The organism is Pseudomonas sp. B40(2017), from assembly GCF_002112855.1.
GTDB classification, from domain to species: Bacteria; Pseudomonadota; Gammaproteobacteria; order Pseudomonadales; family Pseudomonadaceae; genus Aquipseudomonas; species Aquipseudomonas pharyngis.
Genome location: NZ_NEIT01000002.1, coordinates 1 through 24,230, shown reverse-complemented (window position 1 = coordinate 24,230; position 24,230 = coordinate 1). Strand labels below are relative to the sequence as shown.

25 protein-coding genes are annotated in these 24,230 nt (G+C 59.6%); 14 read left to right on the top strand and 11 right to left on the bottom strand.

Going from position 1 to position 24,230, the window contains the following annotated elements:
* The first annotated feature begins 8 nt into the window (after nucleotides 1-8).
* The 5 genes from CAF76_RS03735 to trpE all read left to right on the top strand — a co-directional run bounded on the left by CAF76_RS03735 (nucleotide 9) and on the right by trpE (nucleotide 5,482).
* The gene (locus CAF76_RS03735) at nucleotides 9-833 is read left to right on the top strand and encodes an ABC transporter permease (protein ID WP_085646878.1); all 825 of its coding nucleotides are present in this window, start codon (nucleotides 9-11) and stop codon (nucleotides 831-833) included.
* Between the two features lie 346 nt (nucleotides 834-1,179).
* Complete coding sequence (locus tag CAF76_RS03730) at nucleotides 1,180-2,328, top strand: iron-containing alcohol dehydrogenase (RefSeq protein WP_085646877.1); 1,149 nt, start codon at nucleotides 1,180-1,182, stop codon at nucleotides 2,326-2,328.
* A 114-nt stretch (nucleotides 2,329-2,442) separates the two neighbouring features.
* On the top strand, nucleotides 2,443-3,117 hold the full coding sequence (rpe, locus tag CAF76_RS03725; RefSeq protein WP_007918813.1) for a ribulose-phosphate 3-epimerase: 675 nt from the start codon (nucleotides 2,443-2,445) through the stop codon (nucleotides 3,115-3,117).
* On the top strand, nucleotides 3,114-3,932 hold the full coding sequence (locus tag CAF76_RS03720) for a phosphoglycolate phosphatase (RefSeq protein ID WP_007956306.1): 819 nt from the start codon (nucleotides 3,114-3,116) through the stop codon (nucleotides 3,930-3,932). The genes rpe and CAF76_RS03720 overlap by 4 nt, the downstream gene beginning before the upstream one ends.
* 71 nt (nucleotides 3,933-4,003) lie before the next feature.
* Complete coding sequence (gene trpE, locus CAF76_RS03715) at nucleotides 4,004-5,482, top strand: anthranilate synthase component I (protein ID WP_007956307.1); 1,479 nt, start codon at nucleotides 4,004-4,006, stop codon at nucleotides 5,480-5,482.
* A 69-nt stretch (nucleotides 5,483-5,551) separates the two neighbouring features.
* Here the strand turns inward: trpE and estP are convergent, their stop codons facing one another.
* Nucleotides 5,552-7,462 (bottom strand): esterase EstP, encoded by a 1,911-nt coding sequence (estP, locus tag CAF76_RS03710; RefSeq protein ID WP_085646876.1) that lies wholly within the window; start codon nucleotides 7,460-7,462, stop codon nucleotides 5,552-5,554.
* A gap of 402 nt (nucleotides 7,463-7,864) precedes the next feature.
* Here estP and CAF76_RS03705 point away from each other — a divergent pair, with 402 nt between their 5' ends.
* The 4 genes from CAF76_RS03705 to CAF76_RS03690 all read left to right on the top strand — a co-directional run bounded on the left by CAF76_RS03705 (nucleotide 7,865) and on the right by CAF76_RS03690 (nucleotide 11,185).
* Complete coding sequence (locus tag CAF76_RS03705; RefSeq protein WP_007956309.1) at nucleotides 7,865-8,458, top strand: aminodeoxychorismate/anthranilate synthase component II; 594 nt, start codon at nucleotides 7,865-7,867, stop codon at nucleotides 8,456-8,458.
* Nucleotides 8,459-8,467: 9 nt separating this feature from the next.
* Complete coding sequence (trpD, locus tag CAF76_RS03700; protein WP_064599810.1) at nucleotides 8,468-9,517, top strand: anthranilate phosphoribosyltransferase; 1,050 nt, start codon at nucleotides 8,468-8,470, stop codon at nucleotides 9,515-9,517.
* Nucleotides 9,514-10,350 carry an indole-3-glycerol phosphate synthase TrpC gene (gene trpC, locus CAF76_RS03695; RefSeq protein WP_039768100.1) on the top strand — a complete coding sequence of 279 codons (837 nt, stop codon included), beginning with the start codon at nucleotides 9,514-9,516 and terminating at the stop codon, nucleotides 10,348-10,350. The genes trpD and trpC overlap by 4 nt, the downstream gene beginning before the upstream one ends.
* 136 nt (nucleotides 10,351-10,486) lie before the next feature.
* Nucleotides 10,487-11,185, top strand: a complete 699-nt coding sequence (locus tag CAF76_RS03690) for a biotin/lipoate A/B protein ligase family protein (protein ID WP_085646875.1) — start codon at nucleotides 10,487-10,489, stop codon at nucleotides 11,183-11,185.
* A gap of 10 nt (nucleotides 11,186-11,195) precedes the next feature.
* Here CAF76_RS03690 and crp read toward each other — a convergent pair whose 3' ends face one another.
* Nucleotides 11,196-11,840, bottom strand: a complete 645-nt coding sequence (gene crp, locus CAF76_RS03685; protein ID WP_085646874.1) for a cAMP-activated global transcriptional regulator CRP — start codon at nucleotides 11,838-11,840, stop codon at nucleotides 11,196-11,198.
* 236 nt (nucleotides 11,841-12,076) lie between these two features.
* Between crp and CAF76_RS03680 the strand changes: the two genes are divergently transcribed.
* Entirely contained in the window at nucleotides 12,077-12,499 is a 423-nt protein-coding gene (locus CAF76_RS03680; protein WP_016772921.1) for an OsmC family protein, read from the top strand.
* 237 nt (nucleotides 12,500-12,736) lie between these two features.
* Entirely contained in the window at nucleotides 12,737-13,531 is a 795-nt protein-coding gene (gene speD, locus CAF76_RS03675) for an adenosylmethionine decarboxylase (RefSeq protein WP_085609101.1), read from the top strand.
* 61 nt (nucleotides 13,532-13,592) lie between these two features.
* Here speD and coq7 read toward each other — a convergent pair whose 3' ends face one another.
* The 6 genes from coq7 to hemJ all read right to left on the bottom strand — a co-directional run bounded on the left by coq7 (nucleotide 13,593) and on the right by hemJ (nucleotide 18,069).
* Entirely contained in the window at nucleotides 13,593-14,240 is a 648-nt protein-coding gene (gene coq7 / locus CAF76_RS03670; protein WP_007956317.1) for a 2-polyprenyl-3-methyl-6-methoxy-1,4-benzoquinone monooxygenase, read from the bottom strand.
* A 107-nt stretch (nucleotides 14,241-14,347) separates the two neighbouring features.
* Nucleotides 14,348-14,686: a histidine triad nucleotide-binding protein gene (locus tag CAF76_RS03665; RefSeq protein WP_007956318.1), complete on the bottom strand. Its 339-nt coding sequence runs from the start codon at nucleotides 14,684-14,686 to the stop codon at nucleotides 14,348-14,350.
* Nucleotides 14,687-14,767: 81 nt separating this feature from the next.
* Nucleotides 14,768-15,556 carry an SDR family oxidoreductase gene (locus tag CAF76_RS03660; protein ID WP_064599806.1) on the bottom strand — a complete coding sequence of 263 codons (789 nt, stop codon included), beginning with the start codon at nucleotides 15,554-15,556 and terminating at the stop codon, nucleotides 14,768-14,770.
* Between the two features lie 61 nt (nucleotides 15,557-15,617).
* Nucleotides 15,618-16,568, bottom strand: a complete 951-nt coding sequence (locus CAF76_RS03655; RefSeq protein ID WP_085646873.1) for a DUF805 domain-containing protein — start codon at nucleotides 16,566-16,568, stop codon at nucleotides 15,618-15,620.
* Between the two features lie 70 nt (nucleotides 16,569-16,638).
* Nucleotides 16,639-17,607, bottom strand: a complete 969-nt coding sequence (locus tag CAF76_RS03650) for a nitronate monooxygenase family protein (protein WP_085646872.1) — start codon at nucleotides 17,605-17,607, stop codon at nucleotides 16,639-16,641.
* Nucleotides 17,608-17,640: 33 nt separating this feature from the next.
* Complete coding sequence (hemJ, locus tag CAF76_RS03645) at nucleotides 17,641-18,069, bottom strand: protoporphyrinogen oxidase HemJ (protein ID WP_007956328.1); 429 nt, start codon at nucleotides 18,067-18,069, stop codon at nucleotides 17,641-17,643.
* A gap of 135 nt (nucleotides 18,070-18,204) precedes the next feature.
* On the opposite strand from hemJ, the gene argC reads away from it, so the two are divergent.
* Together argC and erpA are read left to right on the top strand one after the other, a co-directional pair.
* Nucleotides 18,205-19,239 carry an N-acetyl-gamma-glutamyl-phosphate reductase gene (gene argC, locus CAF76_RS03640; RefSeq protein WP_064599800.1) on the top strand — a complete coding sequence of 345 codons (1,035 nt, stop codon included), beginning with the start codon at nucleotides 18,205-18,207 and terminating at the stop codon, nucleotides 19,237-19,239.
* A gap of 168 nt (nucleotides 19,240-19,407) precedes the next feature.
* Complete coding sequence (gene erpA, locus CAF76_RS03635; RefSeq protein WP_003228776.1) at nucleotides 19,408-19,758, top strand: iron-sulfur cluster insertion protein ErpA; 351 nt, start codon at nucleotides 19,408-19,410, stop codon at nucleotides 19,756-19,758.
* A gap of 72 nt (nucleotides 19,759-19,830) precedes the next feature.
* Here the strand turns inward: erpA and CAF76_RS03630 are convergent, their stop codons facing one another.
* Together CAF76_RS03630 and CAF76_RS03625 are read right to left on the bottom strand one after the other, a co-directional pair.
* Nucleotides 19,831-20,922 (bottom strand): anhydro-N-acetylmuramic acid kinase, encoded by a 1,092-nt coding sequence (locus tag CAF76_RS03630; RefSeq protein ID WP_064599798.1) that lies wholly within the window; start codon nucleotides 20,920-20,922, stop codon nucleotides 19,831-19,833.
* A 3-nt stretch (nucleotides 20,923-20,925) separates the two neighbouring features.
* Nucleotides 20,926-22,350, bottom strand: a complete 1,425-nt coding sequence (locus CAF76_RS03625) for a peptidoglycan DD-metalloendopeptidase family protein (protein WP_085646871.1) — start codon at nucleotides 22,348-22,350, stop codon at nucleotides 20,926-20,928.
* Between the two features lie 210 nt (nucleotides 22,351-22,560).
* On the opposite strand from CAF76_RS03625, the gene tyrS reads away from it, so the two are divergent.
* On the top strand, nucleotides 22,561-23,760 hold the full coding sequence (gene tyrS, locus CAF76_RS03620; protein ID WP_064599794.1) for a tyrosine--tRNA ligase: 1,200 nt from the start codon (nucleotides 22,561-22,563) through the stop codon (nucleotides 23,758-23,760).
* A gap of 87 nt (nucleotides 23,761-23,847) precedes the next feature.
* On the opposite strand, the gene CAF76_RS28785 is transcribed toward tyrS, so the two are convergent.
* Nucleotides 23,848-24,230: hypothetical protein (locus tag CAF76_RS28785; protein ID WP_256579591.1), on the bottom strand; the 383-nt coding region annotated here is incomplete at its 5' end.

Genomic DNA, 24,230 nt, shown 5'->3' with positions numbered 1-24,230 from the left:
AATTTGAAATGCTGAGTCCTTATATGTCGCCTGTCGAGCGGGTGTGGTTCTACAGCTTGCGGATCCTCTGCGGCTTGATCCTGTTGTTCCTGATCCTGCCGGTGCTGGTGATCGTGCCGCTGTCGTTCAACTCGGGCAGTTTCCTGGTGTACCCGCTGCAGGGCTTTTCGCTGCAGTGGTACCACGACTTCTTCGCCTCGGCGGAATGGATGCGCGCGTTGAAGAACAGCATCATCGTCGCCCCGGCCGCGACCGTGCTGGCGATGGTGTTCGGCACGCTGGCGGCCATCGGCCTGACCCGTGGCGACTTTCCCGGCAAGCCGCTGGTGATGGCGCTGGTGATTTCGCCGATGGTGGTGCCGGTGGTGATCATCGGTGTGGCCAGTTACCTGTTCTTCGCGCCGCTGGGCCTGGGCAACAGTTTCTTCTCGCTGATTGTGGTACACGCGGTGCTCGGTGTACCGTTCGTGATCATCACGGTGTCGGCGACGCTGCAGGGTTTCAACCATAACCTGGTGCGGGCGGCGGCCAGTCTTGGTGCTTCGCCATTGACCACGTTCCGCCGGGTGACTTTGCCGCTGATTGCGCCGGGGGTAATTTCCGGGGCGCTGTTTGCCTTCGCAACCTCGTTCGATGAAGTGGTGGTGACGCTGTTTCTTGCAGGTCCCGAGCAGGCGACGCTGCCACGACAGATGTTCAGCGGGATACGCGAGAACCTGAGCCCGACGATTGCGGCGGCTGCGACTCTGCTGATTGCCTTCTCGGTGATTCTGTTGCTGACGCTGGAGTGGTTGCGTGGGCGGAGTGAAAAACTGCGTACTGCTCAGGTTTAGTGTTCGGCTTGAGATCGTTACCCCCTCACCCCAACCCTCTCCCCCAAGGGGGCGAGGGGAAAGGGAGCAGATATTCGTGCAGTTCAGAATCTGTGTTCGACTTGAGGAAGGGAGCTGATCTACACGCTTTTCAAAACCTGAGTTCGACTCGGTAATTCAGGTCGGTGTATAGCGAAAACTCACCACGGTCAGTCCCCTCTCCCTACGGGCGGTCCGACGTTTCGGGAGGGTTAGGGTGAGGGCGCTCTTGATCTTGCCTCCGTCATTCACACCCTGAATACCAGACAACCCGAATTCCCCAGCTACGCTTGTGCTCAGCTCCCACATCTATAAGAGGCTGCGCACGATGAGTCTTTCCTCGTTCAAGATTGCTCACAAACTGATCACCGGCGCCGGGGCCATCGAGCAACTGGCGGCCGAGCTAACGCGGCTGGACATCGACAACCCGCTGATCGTCACCGATGCCGCGCTGGTCAAGTCCGGGACGGTAGAGCTGGCGCTGGCGCAGATCGGCCAGCGTGAATATGAAATCTTCGACCGCGTGTTGCCCGATCCTGAAATCGCCATCGTCGAGGACTGTATGCGTGTCTACCGCGAAGGCGGGCATGACGGTCTGATCGGCCTCGGTGGCGGCAGTGCCATCGACATCGCCAAGAGTGTTGCCGCCTATGCTGGTTATCACGGCGCACTGGAGGATCTGTTCGGCGTCGATCAGGTGCCGCGCAAAGGCCCGCCGCTGATCGCCATCCCGACTACGGCCGGCACCGGTTCTGAAGTGACCAACGTCGCCATCCTTTCGGACAAGGTCGCCCAACTGAAGAAAGGCATCGTCAGCGACTACCTGTTGCCGGATGTGGCGCTGGTCAGTCCGCAGATGACCCTGACCTGTCCGCGCAGCGTCACCGCCGCCAGTGGTGTCGATGCGCTGGTGCATGCCATCGAATCCTACCTGTCGCTGAATGCCTCGCCGATCACCGATTCGCTGGCCATCGGCGCAATCAAGTTGATCGCCCGGTCCTTGCCCAAGGCCTACGCCAATCCCTCCAACCTGCAAGCCCGAGAGGACATGGCCACCGCCAGCCTGATGGCCGGCATGGCGTTCGGCAATGCCGGGGTCGGCGCGGTGCATGCACTGGCGTATCCGCTGGGCGGGCGTTTCAACATTGCCCACGGCGTCAGCAATGCGTTGCTGCTGCCGTATGTCATGACTTGGAACAAGATGGCCTGTGTCGAACGGATGCAGGATATTGCCGAAGCCATGGGGGTGAAGACCGCTCATTTGAGTCTCAATGAAGCGGCCGACAGCGCCGTCGCCGCGATGACCGAGCTCTGTGCGGCGGTGGAAATCCCGCTGGGTCTGCGCAGTTTCGGCGTGCCCGAAGAAGCGATCCCGGCCATGGCGGTAGAGGCCGCGGGAATCGAGCGCCTGATGCGCAACAACCCGCGCAAGCTCAGCGCCGCCGACATCGAGAAGATCTACCGGGCGGCGTACTGAGAACCCGCCGGTCATCGGTCATGGCACAACCCAATCATCGCGGTCACGGTGCGCGCGCGGAAACTTGAGGTATACAATGCGCGCCATCGTGATTTAGCTCAGAAAAGGTGCGTCATGCAGCCCTTCGTTATTGCTCCGTCGATTCTTTCCGCCGATTTCGCCCGCCTGGGCGAGGAAGTGGACAACGTTCTGGCCGCCGGTGCCGACTTCGTCCACTTCGATGTCATGGACAACCACTACGTACCGAACCTGACCATCGGCCCGATGGTCTGCGCCGCGCTGCGCAAGTACGGCGTGACCGCGCCGATCGACGCCCACCTGATGGTCAGCCCGGTGGATCGCATCGTCGGCGACTTCATCGAAGCCGGCGCCACCTACATCACCTTCCACCCGGAAGCCACGCTGCACGTCGATCGTTCGCTGCAACTGATCCGTGAAGGCGGCTGCAAATCCGGCCTGGTGTTCAACCCGGCGACCCCGCTGGACGTGCTCAAGTACGTGATCGACAAGGTCGACATGGTCTTGCTGATGAGCGTCAACCCGGGCTTCGGCGGGCAGAAATTCATCCCCGGCACCCTCGACAAGCTGCGCGAAGCGCGGGCGATCATCGATGCCTCGGGCCGTGACATCCGCCTGGAAATCGACGGCGGCGTCAACGTCAACAACATCCGCGAAATCGCTGCCGCTGGCGCCGACACCTTCGTGGCCGGCTCGGCGATCTTCAATGCGCCGAACTATCAGGAAGTCATCGACAAGATGCGTTCCGAACTGGCGCTGGCTCGCCCATGAGCGGTTTTGAGCAGCTGTTCCCGGGGCAACTGCCGCGGTTGGTGATGTTCGATCTGGATGGCACGCTGATCGATTCGGTACCCGACCTGGCGGCGGCTGTGGATAACATGCTGCTCTCGCTCGGGCGCAAGCCTGCCGGTATCGAGTCGGTACGCGAGTGGGTCGGCAACGGTGCGCCGGTGCTGGTGCGCCGCGCATTGGCCGGCGGTATCGATCATTCCTCCGTGGATGACGTCGAAGCCGAGCATGCGCTGGAGGTTTTCATGGAGGCCTACGGCGCCAGCCATGAGCTGACCGTGGTCTATCCCGGCGTGCGCGACACCCTGAAATGGCTGCACAAGCAGGGCGTGGCCATGGCGCTGATCACCAACAAGCCGGAGCGCTTCGTCGCGCCGCTGCTGGATCAGATGAAAATCGGCCGCTACTTCAAGTGGATCATCGGCGGCGATACCCTGCCGCAGAAGAAGCCCGATCCGGCGGCGCTGTTCTTCGTCATGAAGATGTCCGGGATTCCGGCCTCGCAATCGCTGTTCGTCGGTGATTCGCGCAGCGACGTGCTGGCGGCGAAAGCGGCGGGGGTCAAGTGCGTCGGGCTCAGTTATGGCTACAACCATGGCCGGCCGATTGCCGAGGAATCCCCGGCGCTGGTGATCGACGATCTGCGCAAGCTAATTCCCGGTTGCCTGGATACGGCCGCTGAGATAACGTTGCCCGACGCTTCTCAATCCCCTTCTGGAAACGCCATCGTGGTGGTCACCCGCAAACTCTGGATGAAAGTCATCAAGGCCCTGGCCCGCTGGCGTTGGCGCGCCTGACTTGTTCCTGGCCGGCCTGCCGGCGCGTTTGCACACCTGACTGATTTGCCCCTCACACCACGAGGCACCCTATGATCCGCGAAGAATTCCTGCGTCTGGCCGCTGACGGCTACAACCGCATTCCGCTGGCCTGCGAAACCCTGGCCGACTTCGACACCCCGCTGTCGATCTACCTGAAACTGGCCGACCAGCCCAACTCCTACCTGCTCGAATCGGTGCAGGGCGGTGAGAAATGGGGCCGTTACTCGATCATCGGCCTGCCTTGCCGCACCGTGCTGCGGGTTCACGATCATCACGTGAGTATCACCGTCGATGGCGTCGAGACCGAAAGCCACGACGTCGAAGACCCGCTGGCCTTCGTCGAAACCTTCAAGGCCCGCTACAACGTGCCGACCATTGCCGGTCTGCCGCGCTTCAACGGCGGTCTGGTGGGGTACTTCGGTTACGACTGCGTGCGTTATGTAGAGAAGCGCCTCGGCAAATGCCCGAATCCGGATCCGCTGGGCGTGCCGGACATTCTGCTGATGGTCTCCGATGCGGTGGTGGTGTTCGACAACCTCGCCGGCAAGATGCACGCGATCGTGCTGGCCGACCCGGCGCAGGCCGATGCCTACGAACAGGGCCAGGCGCAATTGCAGCAACTGCTGGAAAAACTGCGTCAGCCGATCACCCCGCGCCGTGGCCTGGATTTCAGCAAGCAACAGGCGGCCGAGCCGGTGTTCCGCTCCAGTTTCACCCAGGACGACTACGAAAAAGCCGTCGACACCATCAAGGAATACATCCTCGCCGGTGACTGCATGCAGGTGGTGCCGTCCCAGCGCATGTCGATCGACTTCAAGGCAGCGCCGATCGATCTGTACCGCGCACTGCGTTGCTTCAACCCGACGCCGTACATGTACTTCTTCAACTTCGGCGATTTCCACGTCGTCGGCAGTTCGCCCGAAGTGCTGGTGCGGGTCGAAGACAACCTGATCACCGTGCGCCCGATTGCCGGCACCCGTCCTCGCGGGGCCACCGAAGAGGCGGACGTGGCGCTGGAAGAAGACCTGCTGTCCGACGACAAGGAGATCGCCGAGCACCTGATGCTGATCGACCTCGGTCGCAACGACACCGGGCGCGTATCGGAGATCGGCTCGGTGAAGCTCACCGAGAAGATGGTCATCGAGCGTTATTCCAACGTGATGCACATCGTGTCCAACGTCACCGGCCAGTTGAAAGCCGGGCTGACGGCGATGGATGCGCTGCGAGCGATTCTGCCGGCGGGCACCTTGTCCGGTGCGCCGAAGATCCGGGCGATGGAAATCATCGACGAGCTGGAACCGGTCAAGCGTGGCGTGTATGGCGGCGCGGTCGGGTACTTCGCCTGGAACGGCAACATGGACACCGCGATTGCGATCCGTACCGCAGTGATCAAGAACGGCGAACTGCACGTGCAGGCCGGTGGCGGCATCGTCGCCGACTCGGTGCCGGCGCTGGAATGGGAAGAAACCATCAACAAGCGCCGGGCGATGTTCCGCGCTGTTGCACTGGCCGAGCAAACCCCGGACTGAGTGATTGCTGATTCAGCCAAAAAAAACGCGGCGCCTGTGAGGGCGCCGCGTTTTTTTATGGCCTGCGAATCAGAAGTCGAGCGCTACCCCGACGTTGATCCCTTGCTGGGTAAAGTCGTCATCCTTGCGGATGTCGTAGCTGGCGCGCAATGCCAGATCCTTGGTGAGGTTGTGGCTCACGCCGAGGTTCAGGCGGTTCAGGTTGGTTTGAGGGGAATAGCCGGCCAGGGTGTAGCGGTTGTTCGGCAGGCTATTGAGGTTCATCGTCACATGCTGGGTGTCGTCGTTGTACTCGCGCTCATGGGCCAGTTCGCCGAACACCTGGGTCTGCGAGGTGATCTGGTACTTGCCCTGGATCCCGAGGCCGAGACGCCGGGAAATGCGCGACTGGTCATCGAACGTCAGCGCGGTGGAGTCGGCGCCGTTTTCCGAATAGCCATCGACTTCAACCTTGGCAAAGTCGGCACTGACGAATGGCGACAGGTGCCATGGGCTGCTCGCTTCTGGCGCAATGTCGTAACCCACGCGTCCGCTGAAGGCCAGCACATAGCCGTCGGTATCGCCTTTCTCGCCGCGTTCGTTGACCCCCAGCTGGAATTTGCGTTTGAGGCTGTCGTAATCCAGATGCCCTGCGGTCACGGCGGCGTCACCCCACCAGCGGTTCTGCTGGTACTGGGCGAACGCGGTGCCGAGGTAGGTGTTCAGCTTGTAGTCCGAGTCGTTGTCGCCAGCTTCCAGTTTCTGATTGTAGAAACCGGCCGCCACACCCACGCGCCAGGCGTCGTTGAGACGGTAGCTGCCGCCGATGTTCAGGTTGTAACCGTTGCCGTCGGCGCTGGCGCCGCTGCGCTGGCTGTCGAAGTCCTGATGCTGGCCGCCGCCGGCGACAATCGCCCGCCATTGGCCAACGGCCTGCCAGTTTTCCCAATCTGCCAGCCACTGGTTGCGCAGCTCATCCTGATGCGAGCGCAAGGTGCCTTGGGCCATTTGCGGCAACAGGGTCGCTTCCCATGGCGCGGCCAGCAGTGAGTAAGCGTAATCGGCGATCAGGCGCTGCCCGGCTTCGGTCGGGTGAACGGCATCGTTGTAGATCAGCTTGGTCGGGTCCGGGGTGGCGCTGTTGATCCCGTACCGGGCGTTTTCCGTGCAGCTATTGCCGCTGAAGCAGGTGCCGACCAGATTCTGGTCAGTGGCCAGACCGAATTGCGCCGGATTGGCGAATGCCTCTTTGAGCAATACCGGGACGTTCAGCGGGATGACGTTGGCATTGACGCTCTGCAACTGGCTGACCAGTTCGGTGTTGAACTGGGCGCTGAGTTGCGAAGTGAACGCTTGCAGCGGCGAACCGTTGATGGCTGGCGTCAGGCCGATGTCCGGCAACAGCCAGACCATGATGTAACGGGCGCCGGCGCCTTGCAGTGTGCGTACGCTGTCGACCAGTCGATCGGCAGCGGCATTCGCCTGAGGAAGACTGGTGACGCGGCCCTGGAGGAAATCGTTGCCACCCCCGGTCAGGTAATACAGGGCATTCGGGTCGGCGCGGAAACCGTTCGACGGCAGATAACCGGCGCGGGTACGTTCACCAGTGGCGGACTGGCTGGTGATCGAGTCGAGAATCTGGTCGGTACGATAGCCGCCCACGGCCCAGTTGTTACCGTCCGGCTGGCCTTGGCCGGCACGTACCGCTGAGGACGAGGAGGCGGTTTGATCGGGGGTGAAGCCGAGACGGCCACCGAGCAATTGGGTGGCGTTGAGCGAGTAGAACTCACCGCTGCCGTCCTGATAGTTCGGGCCCGTGCGGTTGGTGTAGCGTTCGGTGGCGCCGGCCGGGCCGCCGCTGTCGGTGAAAGTCCCCGCATCACTAAGGCTGTCGCCGAAGACCACGAAATTCGAATAAGGATTGGGTGCGGCGTTCGCCTGGGTGCAGGCCATCGCGAGCAGGCATCCGGCGAGCGGTACAAACAACGTCTGTTTGATCATGAGCAAGTCCGTTTATTTATTGTTGTAGTGAACGAAACGACAGTACCAAAAACTTCCGGCGATTTGCCATCGGTCGTCAACCCTCCCATTGTTTTATCCCCCACGGCCCCGGCCATATTGCACGCTCCGCCCAGCTAAGTTACTGTGCCGAAACGTATGAACGAGACCTTCCCCGTGTTGATCACCAGCAAACTTCTGGATCAAGTCATCAAGGCACACGCCCGCTGGCGTTGGCGCGCCTGAATCTATTCTGCCGGCCCCGCCGGATCTGTATCGCTTTGCCTTCCTTGCCCGTTTGAAATGCCGCTGTGCCGACGCGACCTGCGCGTCCGACCGTGTGCAGCGCCTGGCAAGTCATCCGAAGGCTGTCTTCAAGTCAGAATTCAAGAGGTTCGAAACGCCATGTTGCTGATGATCGACAACTACGACTCCTTTACTTACAACGTTGTGCAATACCTCGGCGAGCTGGGTGCCGAGGTCAAGGTGGTGCGCAACGACGAACTGACCATCGCCGAAATCGAAGCGCTCAACCCTGAGCGGATCGTGGTTTCCCCGGGCCCGTGCACACCGACCGAAGCCGGCATCTCCATCGAAGCCATCAAGCACTTCGCCGGCAAACTGCCGATCCTCGGCGTCTGCCTCGGTCACCAGTCCATCGGCCAGGCTTTTGGCGGCGATGTCGTCCGCGCCCGGCAGGTGATGCACGGTAAGACTAGCCCGGTATTCCACGAGGACAAGGGTGTGTTTGCCGGGCTGAATCGCCCGCTGACCGTCACCCGCTATCATTCCCTGATCGTTAAACACGAAACGTTGCCCGATTGCCTGGAGCTGACGGCGTGGACCCAGCACGATGACGGTTCGGTCGACGAAATCATGGGCCTGCGTCACAAGACCCTGAACATCGAGGGCGTACAGTTCCACCCGGAATCGATCCTCACCGAGCAGGGCCATGAACTGTTCGCCAACTTCCTCAAACAAACCGGCGGCACGCGCTAAGGACTTTCCATGAATATCAAGACAGCCCTGAGCCGTATCGTCGATCATCTCGACCTCAGCACCGATGAAATGCGCGACGTGATGCGCGAAATCATGACCGGCCAATGCACGGATGCGCAGATCGGCGCGTTCATGATGGCCATGCGCATGAAGAGCGAGAGCATCGACGAGATCGTCGGCGCCGTGTCGGTGATGCGCGAACTGGCGGACAAGGTCGAACTCAAGACCCTCGACGGCGTGGTCGATGTGGTCGGCACCGGCGGTGACGGGGCGAATATTTTCAACGTGTCGACCGCGTCTTCCTTTGTGGTCGCTGCTGCTGGCTGCACCGTGGCCAAGCACGGTAACCGTGCAGTGTCGGGCAAGAGCGGCAGTGCCGACCTGCTGGAAGCCGCCGGCATCTACCTCAACCTGACCCCGGTTCAGGTGGCGCGCTGCATCGATAACGTCGGCATCGGTTTTATGTTTGCCCAGACTCACCACAAAGCCATGAAGTACGCCGCCGGCCCGCGTCGCGATCTCGGTCTGCGCACCCTGTTCAACATGCTCGGCCCGCTTACGAATCCGGCCGGTGTGAAACATCAGGTGGTGGGCGTGTTCACCCCGGCGCTGTGCCGGCCGTTGGCTGAAGTCTTGCAGCGTCTGGGCAGCAAGCACGTGCTGGTGGTGCATTCGAAGGACGGTCTGGACGAATTCAGCCTGGCGGCGCCGACCTTTGTCGCCGAGCTGAAAGACGATCAGATCTCCGAGTATTGGGTCGAGCCGGAAGATCTGGGCATGAAGAGCCAGAGCCTGCATGGCCTGTCGGTCGAAGGCCCGGAAGCGTCGCTGGCGCTGATCCGCGATGCACTGGGCAAGCGCAAGACCGAGAACGGCCAGAAGGCTGCCGAAATGATCGTGCTCAATGCCGGTGCGGCGCTGTACGCCGCCGACCTGGCGACAAGTCTGAAAGAGGGCGTGGCACTGGCCCACGACGCTCTGCACACCGGTCTTGCTCGGGAAAAACTCGAGGAGTTGGGTGCCTTTACCGCGGTATTCAAAGTGGAGAATGAGGGATGAGTGTACCGACGGTTCTGGAAAACATTCTGGCCCGCAAGGTTCAGGAAGTCGCCGAGCGTAGCGCTCGTGTGAGCCTGAGCGAGCTGGAAAGTCTGGCCAAGGCGGCCGATGCACCCCGTGGTTTTGCCCAGGCATTGCTGGCGCAGGCCAAGAAGAAACAACCGGCGGTCATCGCCGAAATCAAGAAGGCGTCGCCGAGCAAAGGCGTGATCCGCGAGAACTTCGTTCCCGCCGAGATCGCCAAAAGCTACGAGAAGGGCGGGGCGACCTGCCTGTCGGTGCTGACCGATATCGACTATTTCCAGGGCGCCGATGCCTACCTGCAACAGGCCCGCGCGGCGTGCTCGCTGCCGGTGATCCGCAAGGATTTCATGATCGATCCGTACCAGATCGTCGAAGCCCGTGCCCTGGGTGCCGATTGTGTGCTGTTGATCGTCTCCGCGCTGGATGACGTGAAAATGGCCGAACTGGCTTCGGTGGCCAAGGACGTCGGCCTCGATGTGCTGGTGGAAGTGCACGACGGCGATGAGCTGGAACGCGCGTTGAAAACCCTCGACACGCCGCTGGTCGGAGTCAACAACCGCAATCTGCACACCTTTGACGTGAGTCTGGAAACCACCCTCGACTTGCTGCCGCGCATTCCGCGTGATCGCCTGGTCATCACTGAGAGCGGCATCCTCAATCGTGCCGATGTCGAGTTGATGGAAATCAGCGATGTCTATGCGTTCCTGGTCGGCGAAGCGTTCATGCGCGCCGAAAGCCCGGGCATTGAACTGCAGCGTCTGTTCTTCCCTGAACGCGGCGTTCCGGTGAGCGGTTCGACCCTCGACTGAGTTTCGGTATACCGAGTCGAATCCAATCGCGAGCAGGCTCGCTCCCACAGGGAAACTCATTCCAATGTGGGAGCGAGCCTGCTCGCGATGACGGCATTGAAAGTTCTACAGATTTAACTGTCTGGTGGATACCTTGATGACTCCAACTTCCCTGACCATCGAAGCCGGCCTGCAAGCCGAACAGGATCTGCTGGCCTCGGTCTGCTCCGGCGACGCTGAATTCGGTCTGCTGTTCTGGCAGCCCAGCGACCGCGCTTTGGTCATGCCGCGCCGTTTGAATCGATTGCCCGGATTCGATCACGCCTGCGAAGTCTCCGCTGCTGCCGGCTGGCCGGTGTTGCTGCGTGAAACCGGTGGCGAACCGGTTCCGCAATCGGCGTCGACCATCAATATTGCACTGGTCTATGCACCGCCTCGCAGCGAAGGCGATCTGAACCGTATCGAAACCGGTTACCGGCGTCTGTGTGATCCGATTTGTGAGTTGCTGGATGAGTTGGGCGGCACTTCGTCGTTGGGTGAAATCGACGGTGCGTTTTGCGACGGTCGCTTCAACGTCAATCTCGACGGTCGCAAGATGGTCGGCACCGCTCAGCGCTGGCGCCAGAGTCAGGGTGGTCAGCGTCCGGTGGGGTTGGTGCACGGGGCGATGCTGGTGGATGACGAACGTGAGTCGATGGTCGCGGCGGTCAACCGATTCAACGAGGCGTGTGGCCTGGAGCAGCGGGTGCGTGCCGCCAGCCACATCGCTCTGCACGAAAAATTCCCGGCGCCCCATGCACTGGCGCGTCTCGATGAACTCTTTCGTTTGATGCTGGCGCAGATCTACGCCGGCTGAGATTGAGAACTCAGCGAGTGCCGAAGACCACCATGGTCTTGCCTTTCACATCGACCAGGTTGCGTTCTTCAAGATCCTTGAGCACGCGACCGACCATCTCTCGCGAACACCCGACGATCCGGCCGATTTCCTGACGGGTCACCTTGATCTGCATGCCGTCCGGGTGAGTCATGGCGTCCGGTTGCTTGCACAGCTCCAGCAGGCAGCGAGCGACACGGCCGGTAACGTCGAAGAACGCCAGGTCGCCGACCTTGCGTGTGGTGTTGCGCAGACGTTGTGCGATTTGTCCGCTGAGTACGTAGAGAATGTCCGGATCCTGTTGCGACAATTCGCGGAACTTGGCGTAGCTGATTTCCGCGACTTCGCATTCAACCTTGGCCCGCACCCAGGCGCTGCGCTGCTGTTCCTGGCCGGCCTCTTCGAAAAGACCCAGCTCGCCGAAGAAGTCCCCGGCATTCAGGTACGCGATGATCATTTCGCGGCCGTCGTCGTCCTCGATCAGGATCGTGACCGAACCGCGGATGATGAAATACAGAGTGTCGGAGCGATCTCCGGCGCAGATGATGTTGCTCTTGGCCGGGTGACGGCGGCGCTGGCAATGCATCAGCAGCTTGTCGAGGTTCTTGATTTTGGGTGTGGGGGTAATACCAACCATGGTTGTATCCCGAAAAGACTGCACGGTTATATTTGGTTTTTATATGAGGCGCTGAGGCGGTCGCTACACAGTCTGGCGAAGGCGCCAGTGAATTGGCGCCAGCTTACCAGACACTTCGTCGAAATTTCGAGAAATCACCTACGTTAAAGGTGCATTCGTCCTAGGAACCTGCTCGCTGTCCGGGCAGGGCCCTGTGCTAAGCTGGCGACCCTTTTTTCTACAGTGGAGTCTTGGCGATGAAGGCACGCATCCAATGGGCTGGCGAAGCCATGTTCCTCGGCGAATCCGGCAGCGGTCATGTCGTGGTCATGGACGGTCCGCCGGACGCCGGTGGTCGTAACCTGGGTGTCCGCCCGATGGAAATGCTCCTGCTGGGTGTCGGTGGTTGCAGCAATTTCGACGTGGTCAGCATTTTGAAGAAGTCCCGTCAGGCCGTTGAAAGCTGCGAAGCCTTTCTGGATGCCGAACGCGCGACCGAAGATCCGAAAGTGTTCACCAAGATCCACATGCACTTCGTGGTCAAGGGGCGGGGTTTGAAAGAAGCCCAAGTCAAACGCGCCATCGAACTGTCTGCGGAGAAGTATTGCTCGGCCTCGATCATGCTCGGCGCGGCTGGCGTAGCGATCACCCACGACTACGAAATCGTTGAACTCGGCTGAGCCGACATTCAACTATCATAAAAGCAGTGCAGACTCTGGCGATCCCCCGCTGACGTCTGCATAATGCGCCACTTTTTTCAGGGCCGTGATCAGTCAATCGACGGGTCATCCGCCTGAACAGATAACCAAAATCGCCATCGCGAAGAGGTGTTAACCGTCCTACGCAGGTGCGTTGTTCGCACTTGACGGGCATGCTTGATCACGCGGCCGTGCCGCATACATAGAGAGTTTTTAACGGTGAAAAGCAAACTCAAGCTCCACGGGTTCAATAACCTGACAAAGACCTTGAGCTTCAACATCTATGACATCTGCTACGCGGAAACCCCGCAAGACCAGCAGGCTTACGTCGAGTACATCAATCAAGAGTACAACGCCGAACGCCTGACGCAGATCCTCACGGAAGTTGTCGAAATCATTGGTGCCAACATTCTGAACATTGCGAGTCAGAACTATGAGCCTCAGGGTGCCAGCGTCACGATTCTGATCTCGGAAGAGCCGGTGACCCCCACCGAAAGCCAGATCGAAGAGTCCCCGGGTCCGTTGCCTGAAATTATCCTGGCCCACCTCGACAAGAGCCACATCACGGTGCACACCTACCCGGAAATCCATCCGGACGCCGGTATCGCGACCTTTCGTGTGGACATCGATGTGTCGACCTGTGGTGTCATTTCACCGCTCAAAGCGCTCAACTTCCTCATTCACCAGTTCGATTCGGACATCGTGACCGTGGATTACCGTGTGCGCGGCTTCACCCGTGACGTTGAAGGCAACAAGCACTTCATCGACCACGAGATCAACTCGATCCAGAACTACCTTTCCGATGACACTCGCGACGCGTACCAGATGACCGACGTGAACGTGTACCAGGAAAACCTGTTCCACACCAAAATGCTGCTGAAGAACTTCGAACTGGACAACTACCTGTTCGGCGATGCAACCAGCAATCTGTCTTCCGAGCAACGCGCTCAGGTGACCGAGCGTGTGAAACACGAAATGCTGGAAATCTTCTACGCGCGCAATATGCCGAGCTAAGAAATCCGGGCACAAAAAAAGGCGACTGCTTTGCGGCAGTCGCCTTTTTTACGGGCGTATTTCAGATCCGGTAAGTGCTCTTGGTCATCACTTTGGCCAACAGGCTCATGCCGAACTTCACCGGCGCCGGGAAGCGGAAGCCGCCGGCCTCCAGTGCGCTTTCCGCGTGATGTTCTTCATCTATGCGCATCTGTTCCAGAATCGCCCGGGATTTTTCGTCCTCGGCCGGCAGTTGCTCCAGATGCTCGTTCAGATGCTTGCAGACTTGATGCTCGGTGGCGGCGACAAACCCGAGGCTGACCTTGTCGCTGATCAGCCCGGCGACTGCACCGATCCCGAACGACATGCCGTAGAACAGTGGGTTGAGCACGCTGGTGTGACTGCCCAACTGGTGAATGCGCTGTTCGCACCAGACCAGATGATCGATCTCTTCTTCAGCCGCATGCTCCATGGCCTCGCGCACCTGCGGCAGCTTGGCGGTCAGCGCCTGGCCCTGATACAGCGCCTGGGCACAGACTTCGCCGGTGTGGTTGATGCGCATCAGACCGGCGACGTGGCGGGTGTCTTCATCGCTCATCTGCACATCGGGCTGCACGATCGCTGGCGACGGACGGTACGGCTGGCCGCTGAAGGGCAGCAAGGTACGCATCGCGGCATCGGCTTGCAGCAGAAGACGATCAATGGGCGAGTAGTGACGTTGGGTAGTCATGCTGACCTCCGGGAAGAATCTCGGCGGCCAGTTTAACCGAATCGGCCGGGGAAGGTTTGCGCTGGGTCATGTGGGAGCGGGGCGCTCCCACCGATCTCTGGGTTCAATCAGCCCGGCGGCCAGTTCATCTGGCGTTGACCGAGAACGTGCATGTGAATGTGGTAGACCGTCTGCCCGCCCATTTCATTGCAGTTCATCACCACCCGGAAGCCTTCCTCGCAGCCCAGCTCCAGCGCCAGACGCTGGGCGGTGAACAGGATATGCCCGGCCAGTGCCTTGTCGTCTTCGGTCAGGTCATTGAGGGTGCGCACCGGTTTCTTCGGGATCACCAGAAAATGCACCGGTGCCTGTGGGGCGATATCGTGGAACGCCAGAACCTGGTCGTCCTCGTAAATGATCTTCGCCGGGATTTCCCGGTTGATGATTTTGGTGAACAGAGTATCCACAGCTGTTTTCTCCGTTGTTTGGGCTGGCCTGAGTGTACTCATAGGGTGATAAGGCCGCCCAGTGTTTTGCCGTAGGACTTTTCAGCGCGGGCAGTAAGCCTTGTTGACCATGCCGATAATCGTGCGATTGAGCCAGCGCGAACCGAGCCGTGGCAGAAAGGCGAACCAGCGGTTTCGGCGTCCGGGAATGATGATTGCGCGGTTTTTCTCCAGGGCGCGCACGGTATACAGCGCGACCTCCTCGGGGCTCATCAGCAATTTGCTGGCGTTGAGTTTGTCGTTGTTCAGTTGCGCGGTGCGAAAGAACGCGGTGCGGGTCGGGCCGGGGCAGAGCACCGACACTTTGACCGCACACTTCTTCAATTCCACCCGCAGTGCTTCCGAGAAGTGCAGAACATACGCCTTGCTGGCGTAGTAGGTGCTCATCCAGGGCCCGGGGTTGAAGGCCGCCACCGACGCGACATTGAGAATCTGCCCGCCGCCCTGCAACGCCATGCTGTTGCCGATGGCATGGCAGAGGCGGGTGAGGGCGAGGATGTTCACTTCGATCAGGTCCTGTTCGGTCATCCAGTCCTGGGCCAGAAACGGGCCGCAAGTACCGATGCCGGCGCAATTGACCAGCAGATCGATCTGCCGATCGCCTTCTTCCAGCTCCAGCAGGAAACCGGACAGGCGGAGCGGCTCACCGAGGTCGCAGGCGCGGAACAGCACCTCCACGCCGAAGCGTTGGGTCAGTTCAATCGCAATGCTTTCCAGCTGATCACGCTGGCGGGCCACCAGAATCAGGCTGCGGCCACGGCGCGCCAGGGCTTCGGCCATCGCCAGGCCGATGCCACTGGAGGCGCCGGTGATCAGAGCGTAACGGGTCATGCAAATCTCCATCGCAACAGCGCCGCGCCGTGGACTCAGGTGTCACGGCGGGGAGCGTTGTTCATTCTTTCGCAGAGTCTACAGGGGCGAGGGCGGCTTCGGCTGCATCGTCTGCCGAATTCGCGGCGGGTTCGACTTCGACCTCGATTTCATCGGTGGTCACCGAACCGCTCTCATAGCTGCTTTCAAGACTGCTTTCGTACTCTTCCTGGATGGCGGTAATCCCGCCCAGCATGCCGCCCATGAAAAACAGCCCGATAAACACGATCCACAAAGAGCACAGCACTTTGACTGCCGTACTGTTCGGCGGAGGGGGTGGACCGTAGCGATTGGCGCCGGTATTGCCCGGCACGACCATGATCACCAGCGGGAAGAAGCTGCCCACGAACGGAACAAGGGTCAGCAGCCAGAGCCATCCCGACCAGCCGATATCGTGCAAGCGCTGAATGCTGAACAGGATGCCGACGATCGCGAAGGCCAGAAACAGGAAGAAGGCGAGGAGGCCGCCTATGATCAGGCCGGTGGTCGAGTCGGCGCTCACCAGGCCCAGGCCGATCAGCGCGAATACGCTGACGATTGGCAGGGCGACCAGGCTCAACACCATCGACCATGCCAGATAACGCAAACGGCCGATCCGGCCTTCAACGCTGAGCGGCTTGAGAGGCGCGAATGCCGGCAGGCTTTCACCGACGGCGGCGCGAGGGGGAGCATAAGGCGAGTCAGGCTCCGCGACGGTGGCGCTTTGCTCGTGGACATCCGACAGATTCAGCTCGATGGGCGTTTCCGTTTCGATCCGGGCATCGATTCCGGTCTTGCCCAGCGCTTGCAGATAAGTCTGCGCATCGCTGTGGGACAGATCACGCTTGAGCGCGACGGTGCGGCCATTGAACAGACGCTCGATGGCGGCAACATCGCTTTTGAACAGATCGGCCAGGTTGAGCTTGGCCGTGGTGACATCGACGCCGGGCTGGAGCGCGCCGTCGAAAACGATCTTGTAACGGGGTTCGCTCATGGCCGAGGCATCCTTGTCGCGAGATAAATTGAGTCTAAGGCCAGTCAGACAGCGACTGGACGGGTTTCATTCAACGTGGCCAGCGTTTCGGCAATTGTGCTGCGTGCTCCAGGGCCTGGCGGTATTCGGCATCGAGACGCGCCACCAGTTGATCCACGCTTGGCAGATCGTCGATCTGGCCTACGCCCTGACCCGCCGACCACACGGTTTTCCAGGCCTTGGCTTCGTCGTTGATCGGCTTGAGCTTGTCGCCGAAATTCACTTCGCCCTTGCCTTGCAGGGCGGCCATGTCGAAACCGGCGGCCTCCAGGCTTTGGCGCATGAAACTGGCCGGTACACCGGACACGGCAGGAGTATGAATGATGTCGGCGGCTTTGGCAGTCAGCAGCATCTCCTTGTAAGCGTCAGGCGCATGACTTTCAGTGGTGCCGATAAATCGCGTGCCGAAGTAGGCCAGATCCGCGCCGAGCAGTTGTGCGGCGAGAATCTCATGCCCATGGTTCAAACATCCTGCAAGCAACAGGGTCTTGTCGAAGAACTCGCGGATTTCGGCGATCAGCGAAAACGGACTCCAGGTGCCGGCGTGTCCACCGGCACCGGCTGCGACGGCGATCAAGCCATCGACACCAGCCTCGGCGGCTTTCTCGGCATGGCGACGGGTCGTTACGTCATGGAAGACCAGGCCGCCGTAACTGTGCACGGCGTCTACCAGTTCCTTCACGGCACCGAGACTGGTGATGACGATGGGGACTTTGTGCTCGACGCAGATGTCCAGGTCAGCCTGCAGGCGCGGGTTGCTGTGGTGGACGATCAGGTTCACCGCGTACGGCGCCGGGTTCTCCAATGTCGCCAGCCCCGCTTCGATCTGCTCCAGCCAGGCCTTGAACCCGCTGCTTTCGCGTTGGTTCAGTGCCGGGAAGCTGCCAACCACGCCGTTGCGACAGCACGCCAGCACCAGTTCAGGATTGGAGATAAGGAACATCGGCGCCGCCACTACGGGCAGGCGCAGACGTTGTTCGAGCAGAGCGGGCAGCGACATCGGAAGTACCCCGGAAAGTTGTATTTGTTGAAGTTAGAACGGCTTGACCACGACCAGAATTACGATAGCCAGCAATATCAGAACCGGCACTTCATTGAACCAGCGATAAAAGACATGGCTGCGGGTGTTCTCGCCACGGGCGAAACGTTTTACCTGCGCGCCGCACATGTGGTGGTAACCGATCAACAGCACGACCAGGGTCAATTTGGCGTGGATCCAGCCACCGCTGCTGAAGATGCTCGGGTTCAGGTAGATCAGCCAGCCGCCGAAGATCAGCGCGGCGATCATCGCCGGGCCCATGATGCCGCGATAGAGTTTGCGCTCCATGATGCTGAAGCGTTCCTTGCTGATCGTGTCTTCACTTTGCGCGTGATAAACGAACAGTCGCGGAAGATAGAACAGCCCGGCAAACCAGCACACGATGCTGACGATATGTAGCGCTTTGATCCACAGATAGAGCATTTTTGGTTATTCCCTGATTCACGGTAGGCCGGATAGTAGAGGCTTGAGCGTCCGCACGTCACCTTGGCGGTTGTCGCAGGGGCGCGCGGCCCCTATTATCGACGGCTTTCCAGTGGGTTCGTTGAGGGCAGGTTTATGGTCAAGGTCGGTATCGTCGGCGGCACGGGTTACACCGGTGTCGAACTGCTGCGTCTGTTGGCACAGCATCCACAGGCAGAAGTGGTGGTCATCACTTCCCGATCCGAGGCCGGTCTGGCCGTGGCTGACATGTACCCGAACCTGCGCGGTCACTACGACGGTCTGGCATTCAGCGTGCCGGACATCAAGACCCTGGGCGCTTGCGACGTGGTGTTCTTCGCCACTCCCCACGGCGTTGCCCACGCACTGGCTGGCGAACTGCTGGCGGCCGGCACCAAGGTCATCGACCTGTCGGCTGATTTCCGTCTGCAGGACGCCGATGAATGGGCCAAGTGGTACGGCCAGCCGCACGGCGCGCCGGAGCTGCTGGACGAGGCGGTTTACGGCTTGCCGGAAGTCAATCGTGAGCAAATCAAGAAAGCACGCCTGATCGCGGTGCCGGGTTGCTATCCGACCGCGACGCAGCTGGGTTTCCTGCCGTTGCTTGAGGCGGGCATTGCCGATGCTTCGCACCTGATCGCCGACTGCAAATCCGGTGTCAGCGGTGCCGGTCGTGGCGCTGCCGTAGGCTCGCTGTACTCCGAGACGTCGGAAAGCATGAAGGCCTATGCGGTGAAAGGTCACCGTCATCTGCCGGAAATTCGTCAGGGGCTGCGTCGTGCGGCGGGCAAGGATGTCGGTCTGACTTTTGTGCCGCACCTGACGCCGATGATCCGTGGCATTCACTCCACGCTCTACGCGACTGTGGTGGACCGCTCGGTGGATCTGCAGGCGCTGTTCGAGAAACGTTATGCCAATGAGCCGTTCGTCGACGTGATGCCGGCTGGCAGCCATCCGGAAACCCGCAGCGTGCGTGGCGCCAACGTCTGCCGAATCGCGGTTCACCGTCCACAGGATGGTGATCTGGTGGTGGTGCTTTCTGTGATCGACAATCTGGTCAAGGGCGCGTCGGGTCAGGCGGTGCAGAACATGAACATCCTGTTCGGTCTGGATGAGCGTCTGGGCCTGTCCCACGCTGGCATGCTGCCGTAACGACCGATTTTGCTTGGTAAAAAGGCCCGTCTGACGGGCCTTTTTGCATTCTGGTGAGTGGATCAGCTTTATTGATATACCGTAACAATAGTTGACCGATTTTCTAGGACAAGCGGATAATGCGCGTCATCACGCATTATGGCGGCGTAACGCCGGGAGATAGTCAGCATGAGCGTCGAATCCTTCACCCCCACGGCTTTGCAATTCACTCAAGGTGCCGCGCACAAGGTGAAGAGCCTGGTCGATGAAGAGGGGAATGATCGCTTGAAGCTGCGCGTATTCGTTACGGGCGGCGGTTGTTCAGGGTTTCAGTACGGCTTCACCTTCGATGAGGATGTGGCCGAGGACGACACCATCGTCGAGCGCGAAGGCGTCAGTCTGGTGGTTGATCCGATGAGCTTCCAGTACCTGGCAGGTGCCGAGGTGGATTATCAGGAAGGTCTGGAAGGTTCGCGTTTCGTGATCAAGAACCCGAATGCCACCACCACTTGTGGTTGCGGCTCCTCGTTCTCGATCTGATCGCGTTTCACCGAACACAATAAAACGCCGCAGAGCCTCACGGTTCTGCGGCGTTTTGTTATCTGCAATTTGTCAGTTGGGGTAGATGGCGCCGAGTACACGCAGGCCTTTGGCGCCGGTGACGCTCGGGCGATTGGCGGCGATGCCTTCCAGACAGCAGTGAGCCAGCCAGGCGAAGGCCATGGCCTCGACCCAGTCCGGATCAACGCCATGAGTCGACGTGCTGGCGACCTTGGCGTTCGGCAGCAACCCGGCCAGTCGATTCATCAGTGTGGCGTTGTGAGCGCCACCGCCGCAGACCAGCAGTTCCCGAGTGTCGGACTGAGCGCTTTGCAGTGAGTCGACAATAGTCAGTGCGGTGAGCTCCAGCAGCGTCGCTTGCACGTTCTCCGCCGGGAACACTGGCAGGCGCGAAAGGTGTTGCTCCAGCCAGGGCAGGTTGAAGACTTCGCGGCCGGTGCTCTTCGGGCCTTGCGTCACGAAAAACGGATCGCTGAGCAGGGCTTTCAGCAGGGTGGGCTCAGCTTTGCCGCTGGCTGCCCATTGCCCGTTGCGGTCGTAGTTCTCGCCCCGGCGCTGATGAATCCAGGCATCCATCAGCACATTCCCCGGCCCACAGTCGAAACCGGCTACAGGCTTGTTCGGCTCGATCAGACTGAGATTGCTGAAACCGCCGACATTCAGGACCGCACGGTTGCCGGTACGCTCTTCGAACAACGCTTCATGAAAGGCCGGAACCAGCGGGGCCCCCTGGCCACCGGCGGCTACATCGCGGCTACGGAAGTCGCTGACGACGGTGATGCCGGTCAGTTCAGTGAGCAGGGCGGGGTTACCGATCTGTACGGTGAAACCGCGCGCCGGTTCATGGCGAATGGTCTGGCCGTGGCTGCCGATCGCGCGAATGGCTTCAGGCTTGAGCTGTTGCTGTTCGAGGAGGGTATGGATCCCTTGCGCGGCGAGCTTCACCCAATTCTGCTGGGCAATCGCCGAGCGGGCGATTTCGTCAGGGCCGCTGGCGCACAAGCCAAGCAGCTCGGCGCGCAGGGTGTCAGGCATAGGGATGTAGTGCGTGGCGACCAGATTGATCGCCGAGGACTGCTCGATCAGGGCGATGTCCAGCCCGTCGAGACTGGTGCCGGACATCACGCCGATATACAGAGCCATGGCTTAACGTTTGCTCGAAGCCAGCATGGTGGCTTTTTCCTGATCCATACGAGCCATCAGTGGCTGGCTCTGCGCCAGGAAGCGAGCGCGTTCGGATTTGGCGATCGGGTCGGCCATCGGCAGTTTCTGGCCCAATGGATCGACGTGAACGCCGTTGACCTGGAACTCATAGTGCAGGTGCGGTCCGGTGGACAGGCCGGTGGTGCCGATGTAACCGATCACCTGGCCCTGTTTGACGGTGCCGCCGGTCTTCACGCCCTTGGCGAAGCCCTGCATATGGCCGTACAGCGTGCGGTAAGTGTTGCCGTGCTGGATGATCACGGTGTTGCCGTAACCGCCCCGACGGCCGGCCAACAGCACTTTGCCGTCGCCGGCAGCCTTGATCGGCGTACCGCGTGGGGCGGCGTAATCGACGCCTTTGTGGGCGCGGATCTTGTTGAGGATCGGGTGTTTGCGGCCCATGGAAAATTTAGAGCTGATGCGGGCGAAGTCCACCGGTGTACGGATGAACGCCTTGCGCATGCTGTTGCCATCTGCGGTGTAGTAGCTGCTGTTGCCCTGCTTGTTGGTGTAACGCACGGCAGTGTAAGTCTTGCCGCGGTTGGTGAAGCGGGCGGACAGGATCGGACCGTTGCCAACGGCTTTGCCGTTGACCACTTTCTGTTCATAGATCACATCGAACTCGTCACCCTGGCGGATATCCTGGGCGAAGTCGACGTCGTAGCCAAAGACACTGGCCATGTCCATGGTCAGGCTGTGGGACAGGCCTGCGCGGGCGGCGGACTGCGACAGCGAGCTGTTGATCACACCGTGTACATAAGCGGTGCGAACAGTCGGTTTGGCGGTAACGCGGTTGAACACATAACCCTTGTCATTCTTGGTCAGGGTGATGGTTTCAACGTCGCTGATCTTGCTGTGCAGGTTGGTCAGCTGACCTTGTGGATTCAATTCGAATTCGAGTTTCTGGCCGTGTTTGAGCTGACTGAACTGCTTGGCTTGTTTATCACTGGCCAGCACTTCATGGACGGCCGCGGCCGGGAGGCCGACTTTCTCGAACAGTGTAGAAAGCGTATCGCCCTTGGAGACGATCACTTCCCTGTGATTTGGGGCCTTCTTTTCTTCAGCTACCGGTGTCGGCGCTGGTGCAGACTGAGCGGTTTCCTGCGTCTCTTCGGCGCTGTTTTCGATCTGCGCGAAAGGGGAGGCTACGGACTCATTTGTGGCTTGAGCTGCGTCGGCAGCGTCTTGATCTTGTGTCAGTTGTTCAGCAGGACTTTCCAGTTCAAGGCTCAGCGTTGTCTTTTTGGCTTCAACATCACTGGATGGAAACACCAGGAGCGCCAGGCTGAGAAGGGCGGCGATACCACTTGCGGCGAGCAGGTGGGTCTTCGGGTAAAGCGGTGGCGCTTTAGACGGTTCAGTGGTCATAAGTAATTTGACTTTGAAAAAGATGAATTGGAAAAGATGAATGACATGATGAAGATGAAATAACTGTATAAAATATAACCAAATCATCTCTGAAGCAAGTCTGCGGACGCCCTGTCCGTGGATTGGTGTCCGTGTGCCGGGCAAAACTTGTATTTGGTGCGCGATCTTGTATGGTTGGTTCCCTTTGAATCTGAGCCTTGCGGGTCTGTTATGAAGTCGGTTGAAGAGCAGCTAGCGCTGATTAAACGTGGTGCGGAAGAACTGTTGGTCGAGTCCGAGCTGATCGAAAAGCTCAAGCGTGGCCAGCCGCTGCGAATCAAGGCCGGCTTCGATCCAACTGCGCCGGACCTGCACCTTGGTCACACTGTGCTTATTAATAAGCTGCGCCAGTTCCAGGAGTTGGGGCATCAGGTGATCTTCCTTATTGGTGATTTCACCGGAATGATCGGTGATCCGAGCGGCAAGAGCGCCACTCGTCCTCCATTGACCCGTGAGCAGGTTCTGGAAAACGCCGAGACCTACAAGACTCAGGTGTTCAAGATTCTTGATCCGGCGAAAACCGAAGTCGCGTTCAACTCTACCTGGATGGATCAGATGGGGCCGGCGGACTTTATTCGTCTGACTTCGCAGTACACCGTTGCTCGTATGCTCGAGCGTGATGACTTCGACAAGCGCTACACCACCAATCAGCCGATTGCCATTCACGAATTCCTCTATCCGCTGGTGCAGGGTTATGACTCGGTTGCTTTGCGCGCTGACGTTGAGCTGGGTGGCACCGATCAGAAGTTCAACCTGCTGATGGGGCGTGAGCTGCAGCGAGGTTATGGCCAGGAAGCGCAGTGCATCCTGACGATGCCGTTGCTTGAAGGTCTGGATGGCGTGAAGAAGATGTCCAAGTCGCTGGGCAACTACGTTGGTATCCAGGAAGCGCCGGGTGTCATGTACAGTAAGCTGGTCTCGATTCCTGATGCGTTGATGTGGCGCTACTTCGAGTTGCTCAGCTTCCGTTCGATGGATGAGATCAATGCTTTCCGTGCTGATGTTGAAACGGGTGCCAACCCGCGTGATATCAAGATCAAGCTGGCCGAAGAGATTGTTGCGCGCTTCCATGGTGAAGAGGCTGCGGCCAATGCTCACCGTGGTGCGGGTAACCGTATGAAGGATGGTGAGTTGCCGGATGATCTCCCAGAGGTCGAACTGACTGCTGCCGAGGATATGCCGATTGCTGCTGTCCTTAATAAGGCAGGACTGGTGAAGAACTCTGCGGCTGCTCGTGATCTGTTGGCTTCCGGTGGTGTGCGTGTAGATGGTGAGGTGGTTGATCGTTCCTTTATATATGTACTGGGCGCAACCCACGTTTGCCAGGCGGGCAAGAAGGCTTTTGCACGGATTACGCTTAAATCTGAGTAAAGTTGAAATAAGGGGTTGACGGCGAATTCCAGAGGTCTATAATTCGCCCCACTTCCGGCGCAGTCGAAACGGAAAACTCCTTGAGATTCAATGAGTTAAGTAGGTTTCGAGAGCGGGTCGCTTCAGTTTATCGAGGCCTGGAAAGAGTTGGAAATGCCGGTTTCTGGTGCTTTCAACGGTTCGATCTTCTCGGTCGAAAGCGGAGAAAAAGAGGTGTTGACAGCAGCGTGTAACGCTGTAGAATTCGCCTCCCGCTAACGAGAGATCGGAAGCGCAAGTGGTTGAAGTTGTTGAAGAAATCTTCGAAAGCTTCTGAAAATAATCACTTGACAGCAAATGAGGCTGCTGTAGAATGCGCGCCTCGGTTGAGACGAAAGATCTTAACCAACCGCTCTTTAACAACTGAATCAAGCAATTCGTGTGGGTGCTTGTGGAGTCAGACTGATAGTCAGAAAGATTATCAGCATCAC

What these genes read in the sequence shown, in the direction of transcription:
- CAF76_RS03735 (WP_085646878.1), top strand. Translation starts at nt 9, where the DNA reads ATGCTGAGTCCTTATATGTCGCCTGTCGAGCGGGTGTGGTTCTACAGC.
- CAF76_RS03730 (WP_085646877.1), top strand. Translation starts at nt 1,180, where the DNA reads ATGAGTCTTTCCTCGTTCAAGATTGCTCACAAACTGATCACCGGCGCC.
- rpe (WP_007918813.1), top strand. Translation starts at nt 2,443, where the DNA reads ATGCAGCCCTTCGTTATTGCTCCGTCGATTCTTTCCGCCGATTTCGCC.
- CAF76_RS03720 (WP_007956306.1), top strand. Translation starts at nt 3,114, where the DNA reads ATGAGCGGTTTTGAGCAGCTGTTCCCGGGGCAACTGCCGCGGTTGGTG.
- trpE (WP_007956307.1), top strand. Translation starts at nt 4,004, where the DNA reads ATGATCCGCGAAGAATTCCTGCGTCTGGCCGCTGACGGCTACAACCGC.
- estP (WP_085646876.1), bottom strand. Translation starts at nt 7,462, where the DNA reads ATGATCAAACAGACGTTGTTTGTACCGCTCGCCGGATGCCTGCTCGCG.
- CAF76_RS03705 (WP_007956309.1), top strand. Translation starts at nt 7,865, where the DNA reads ATGTTGCTGATGATCGACAACTACGACTCCTTTACTTACAACGTTGTG.
- trpD (WP_064599810.1), top strand. Translation starts at nt 8,468, where the DNA reads ATGAATATCAAGACAGCCCTGAGCCGTATCGTCGATCATCTCGACCTC.
- trpC (WP_039768100.1), top strand. Translation starts at nt 9,514, where the DNA reads ATGAGTGTACCGACGGTTCTGGAAAACATTCTGGCCCGCAAGGTTCAG.
- CAF76_RS03690 (WP_085646875.1), top strand. Translation starts at nt 10,487, where the DNA reads ATGACTCCAACTTCCCTGACCATCGAAGCCGGCCTGCAAGCCGAACAG.
- crp (WP_085646874.1), bottom strand. Translation starts at nt 11,840, where the DNA reads ATGGTTGGTATTACCCCCACACCCAAAATCAAGAACCTCGACAAGCTG.
- CAF76_RS03680 (WP_016772921.1), top strand. Translation starts at nt 12,077, where the DNA reads ATGAAGGCACGCATCCAATGGGCTGGCGAAGCCATGTTCCTCGGCGAA.
- coq7 (WP_007956317.1), bottom strand. Translation starts at nt 14,240, where the DNA reads ATGACTACCCAACGTCACTACTCGCCCATTGATCGTCTTCTGCTGCAA.
- CAF76_RS03660 (WP_064599806.1), bottom strand. Translation starts at nt 15,556, where the DNA reads ATGACCCGTTACGCTCTGATCACCGGCGCCTCCAGTGGCATCGGCCTG.
- CAF76_RS03655 (WP_085646873.1), bottom strand. Translation starts at nt 16,568, where the DNA reads ATGAGCGAACCCCGTTACAAGATCGTTTTCGACGGCGCGCTCCAGCCC.
- CAF76_RS03650 (WP_085646872.1), bottom strand. Translation starts at nt 17,607, where the DNA reads ATGTCGCTGCCCGCTCTGCTCGAACAACGTCTGCGCCTGCCCGTAGTG.
- hemJ (WP_007956328.1), bottom strand. Translation starts at nt 18,069, where the DNA reads ATGCTCTATCTGTGGATCAAAGCGCTACATATCGTCAGCATCGTGTGC.
- argC (WP_064599800.1), top strand. Translation starts at nt 18,205, where the DNA reads ATGGTCAAGGTCGGTATCGTCGGCGGCACGGGTTACACCGGTGTCGAA.
- erpA (WP_003228776.1), top strand. Translation starts at nt 19,408, where the DNA reads ATGAGCGTCGAATCCTTCACCCCCACGGCTTTGCAATTCACTCAAGGT.
- CAF76_RS03630 (WP_064599798.1), bottom strand. Translation starts at nt 20,922, where the DNA reads ATGGCTCTGTATATCGGCGTGATGTCCGGCACCAGTCTCGACGGGCTG.
- CAF76_RS03625 (WP_085646871.1), bottom strand. Translation starts at nt 22,350, where the DNA reads ATGACCACTGAACCGTCTAAAGCGCCACCGCTTTACCCGAAGACCCAC.
- tyrS (WP_064599794.1), top strand. Translation starts at nt 22,561, where the DNA reads ATGAAGTCGGTTGAAGAGCAGCTAGCGCTGATTAAACGTGGTGCGGAA.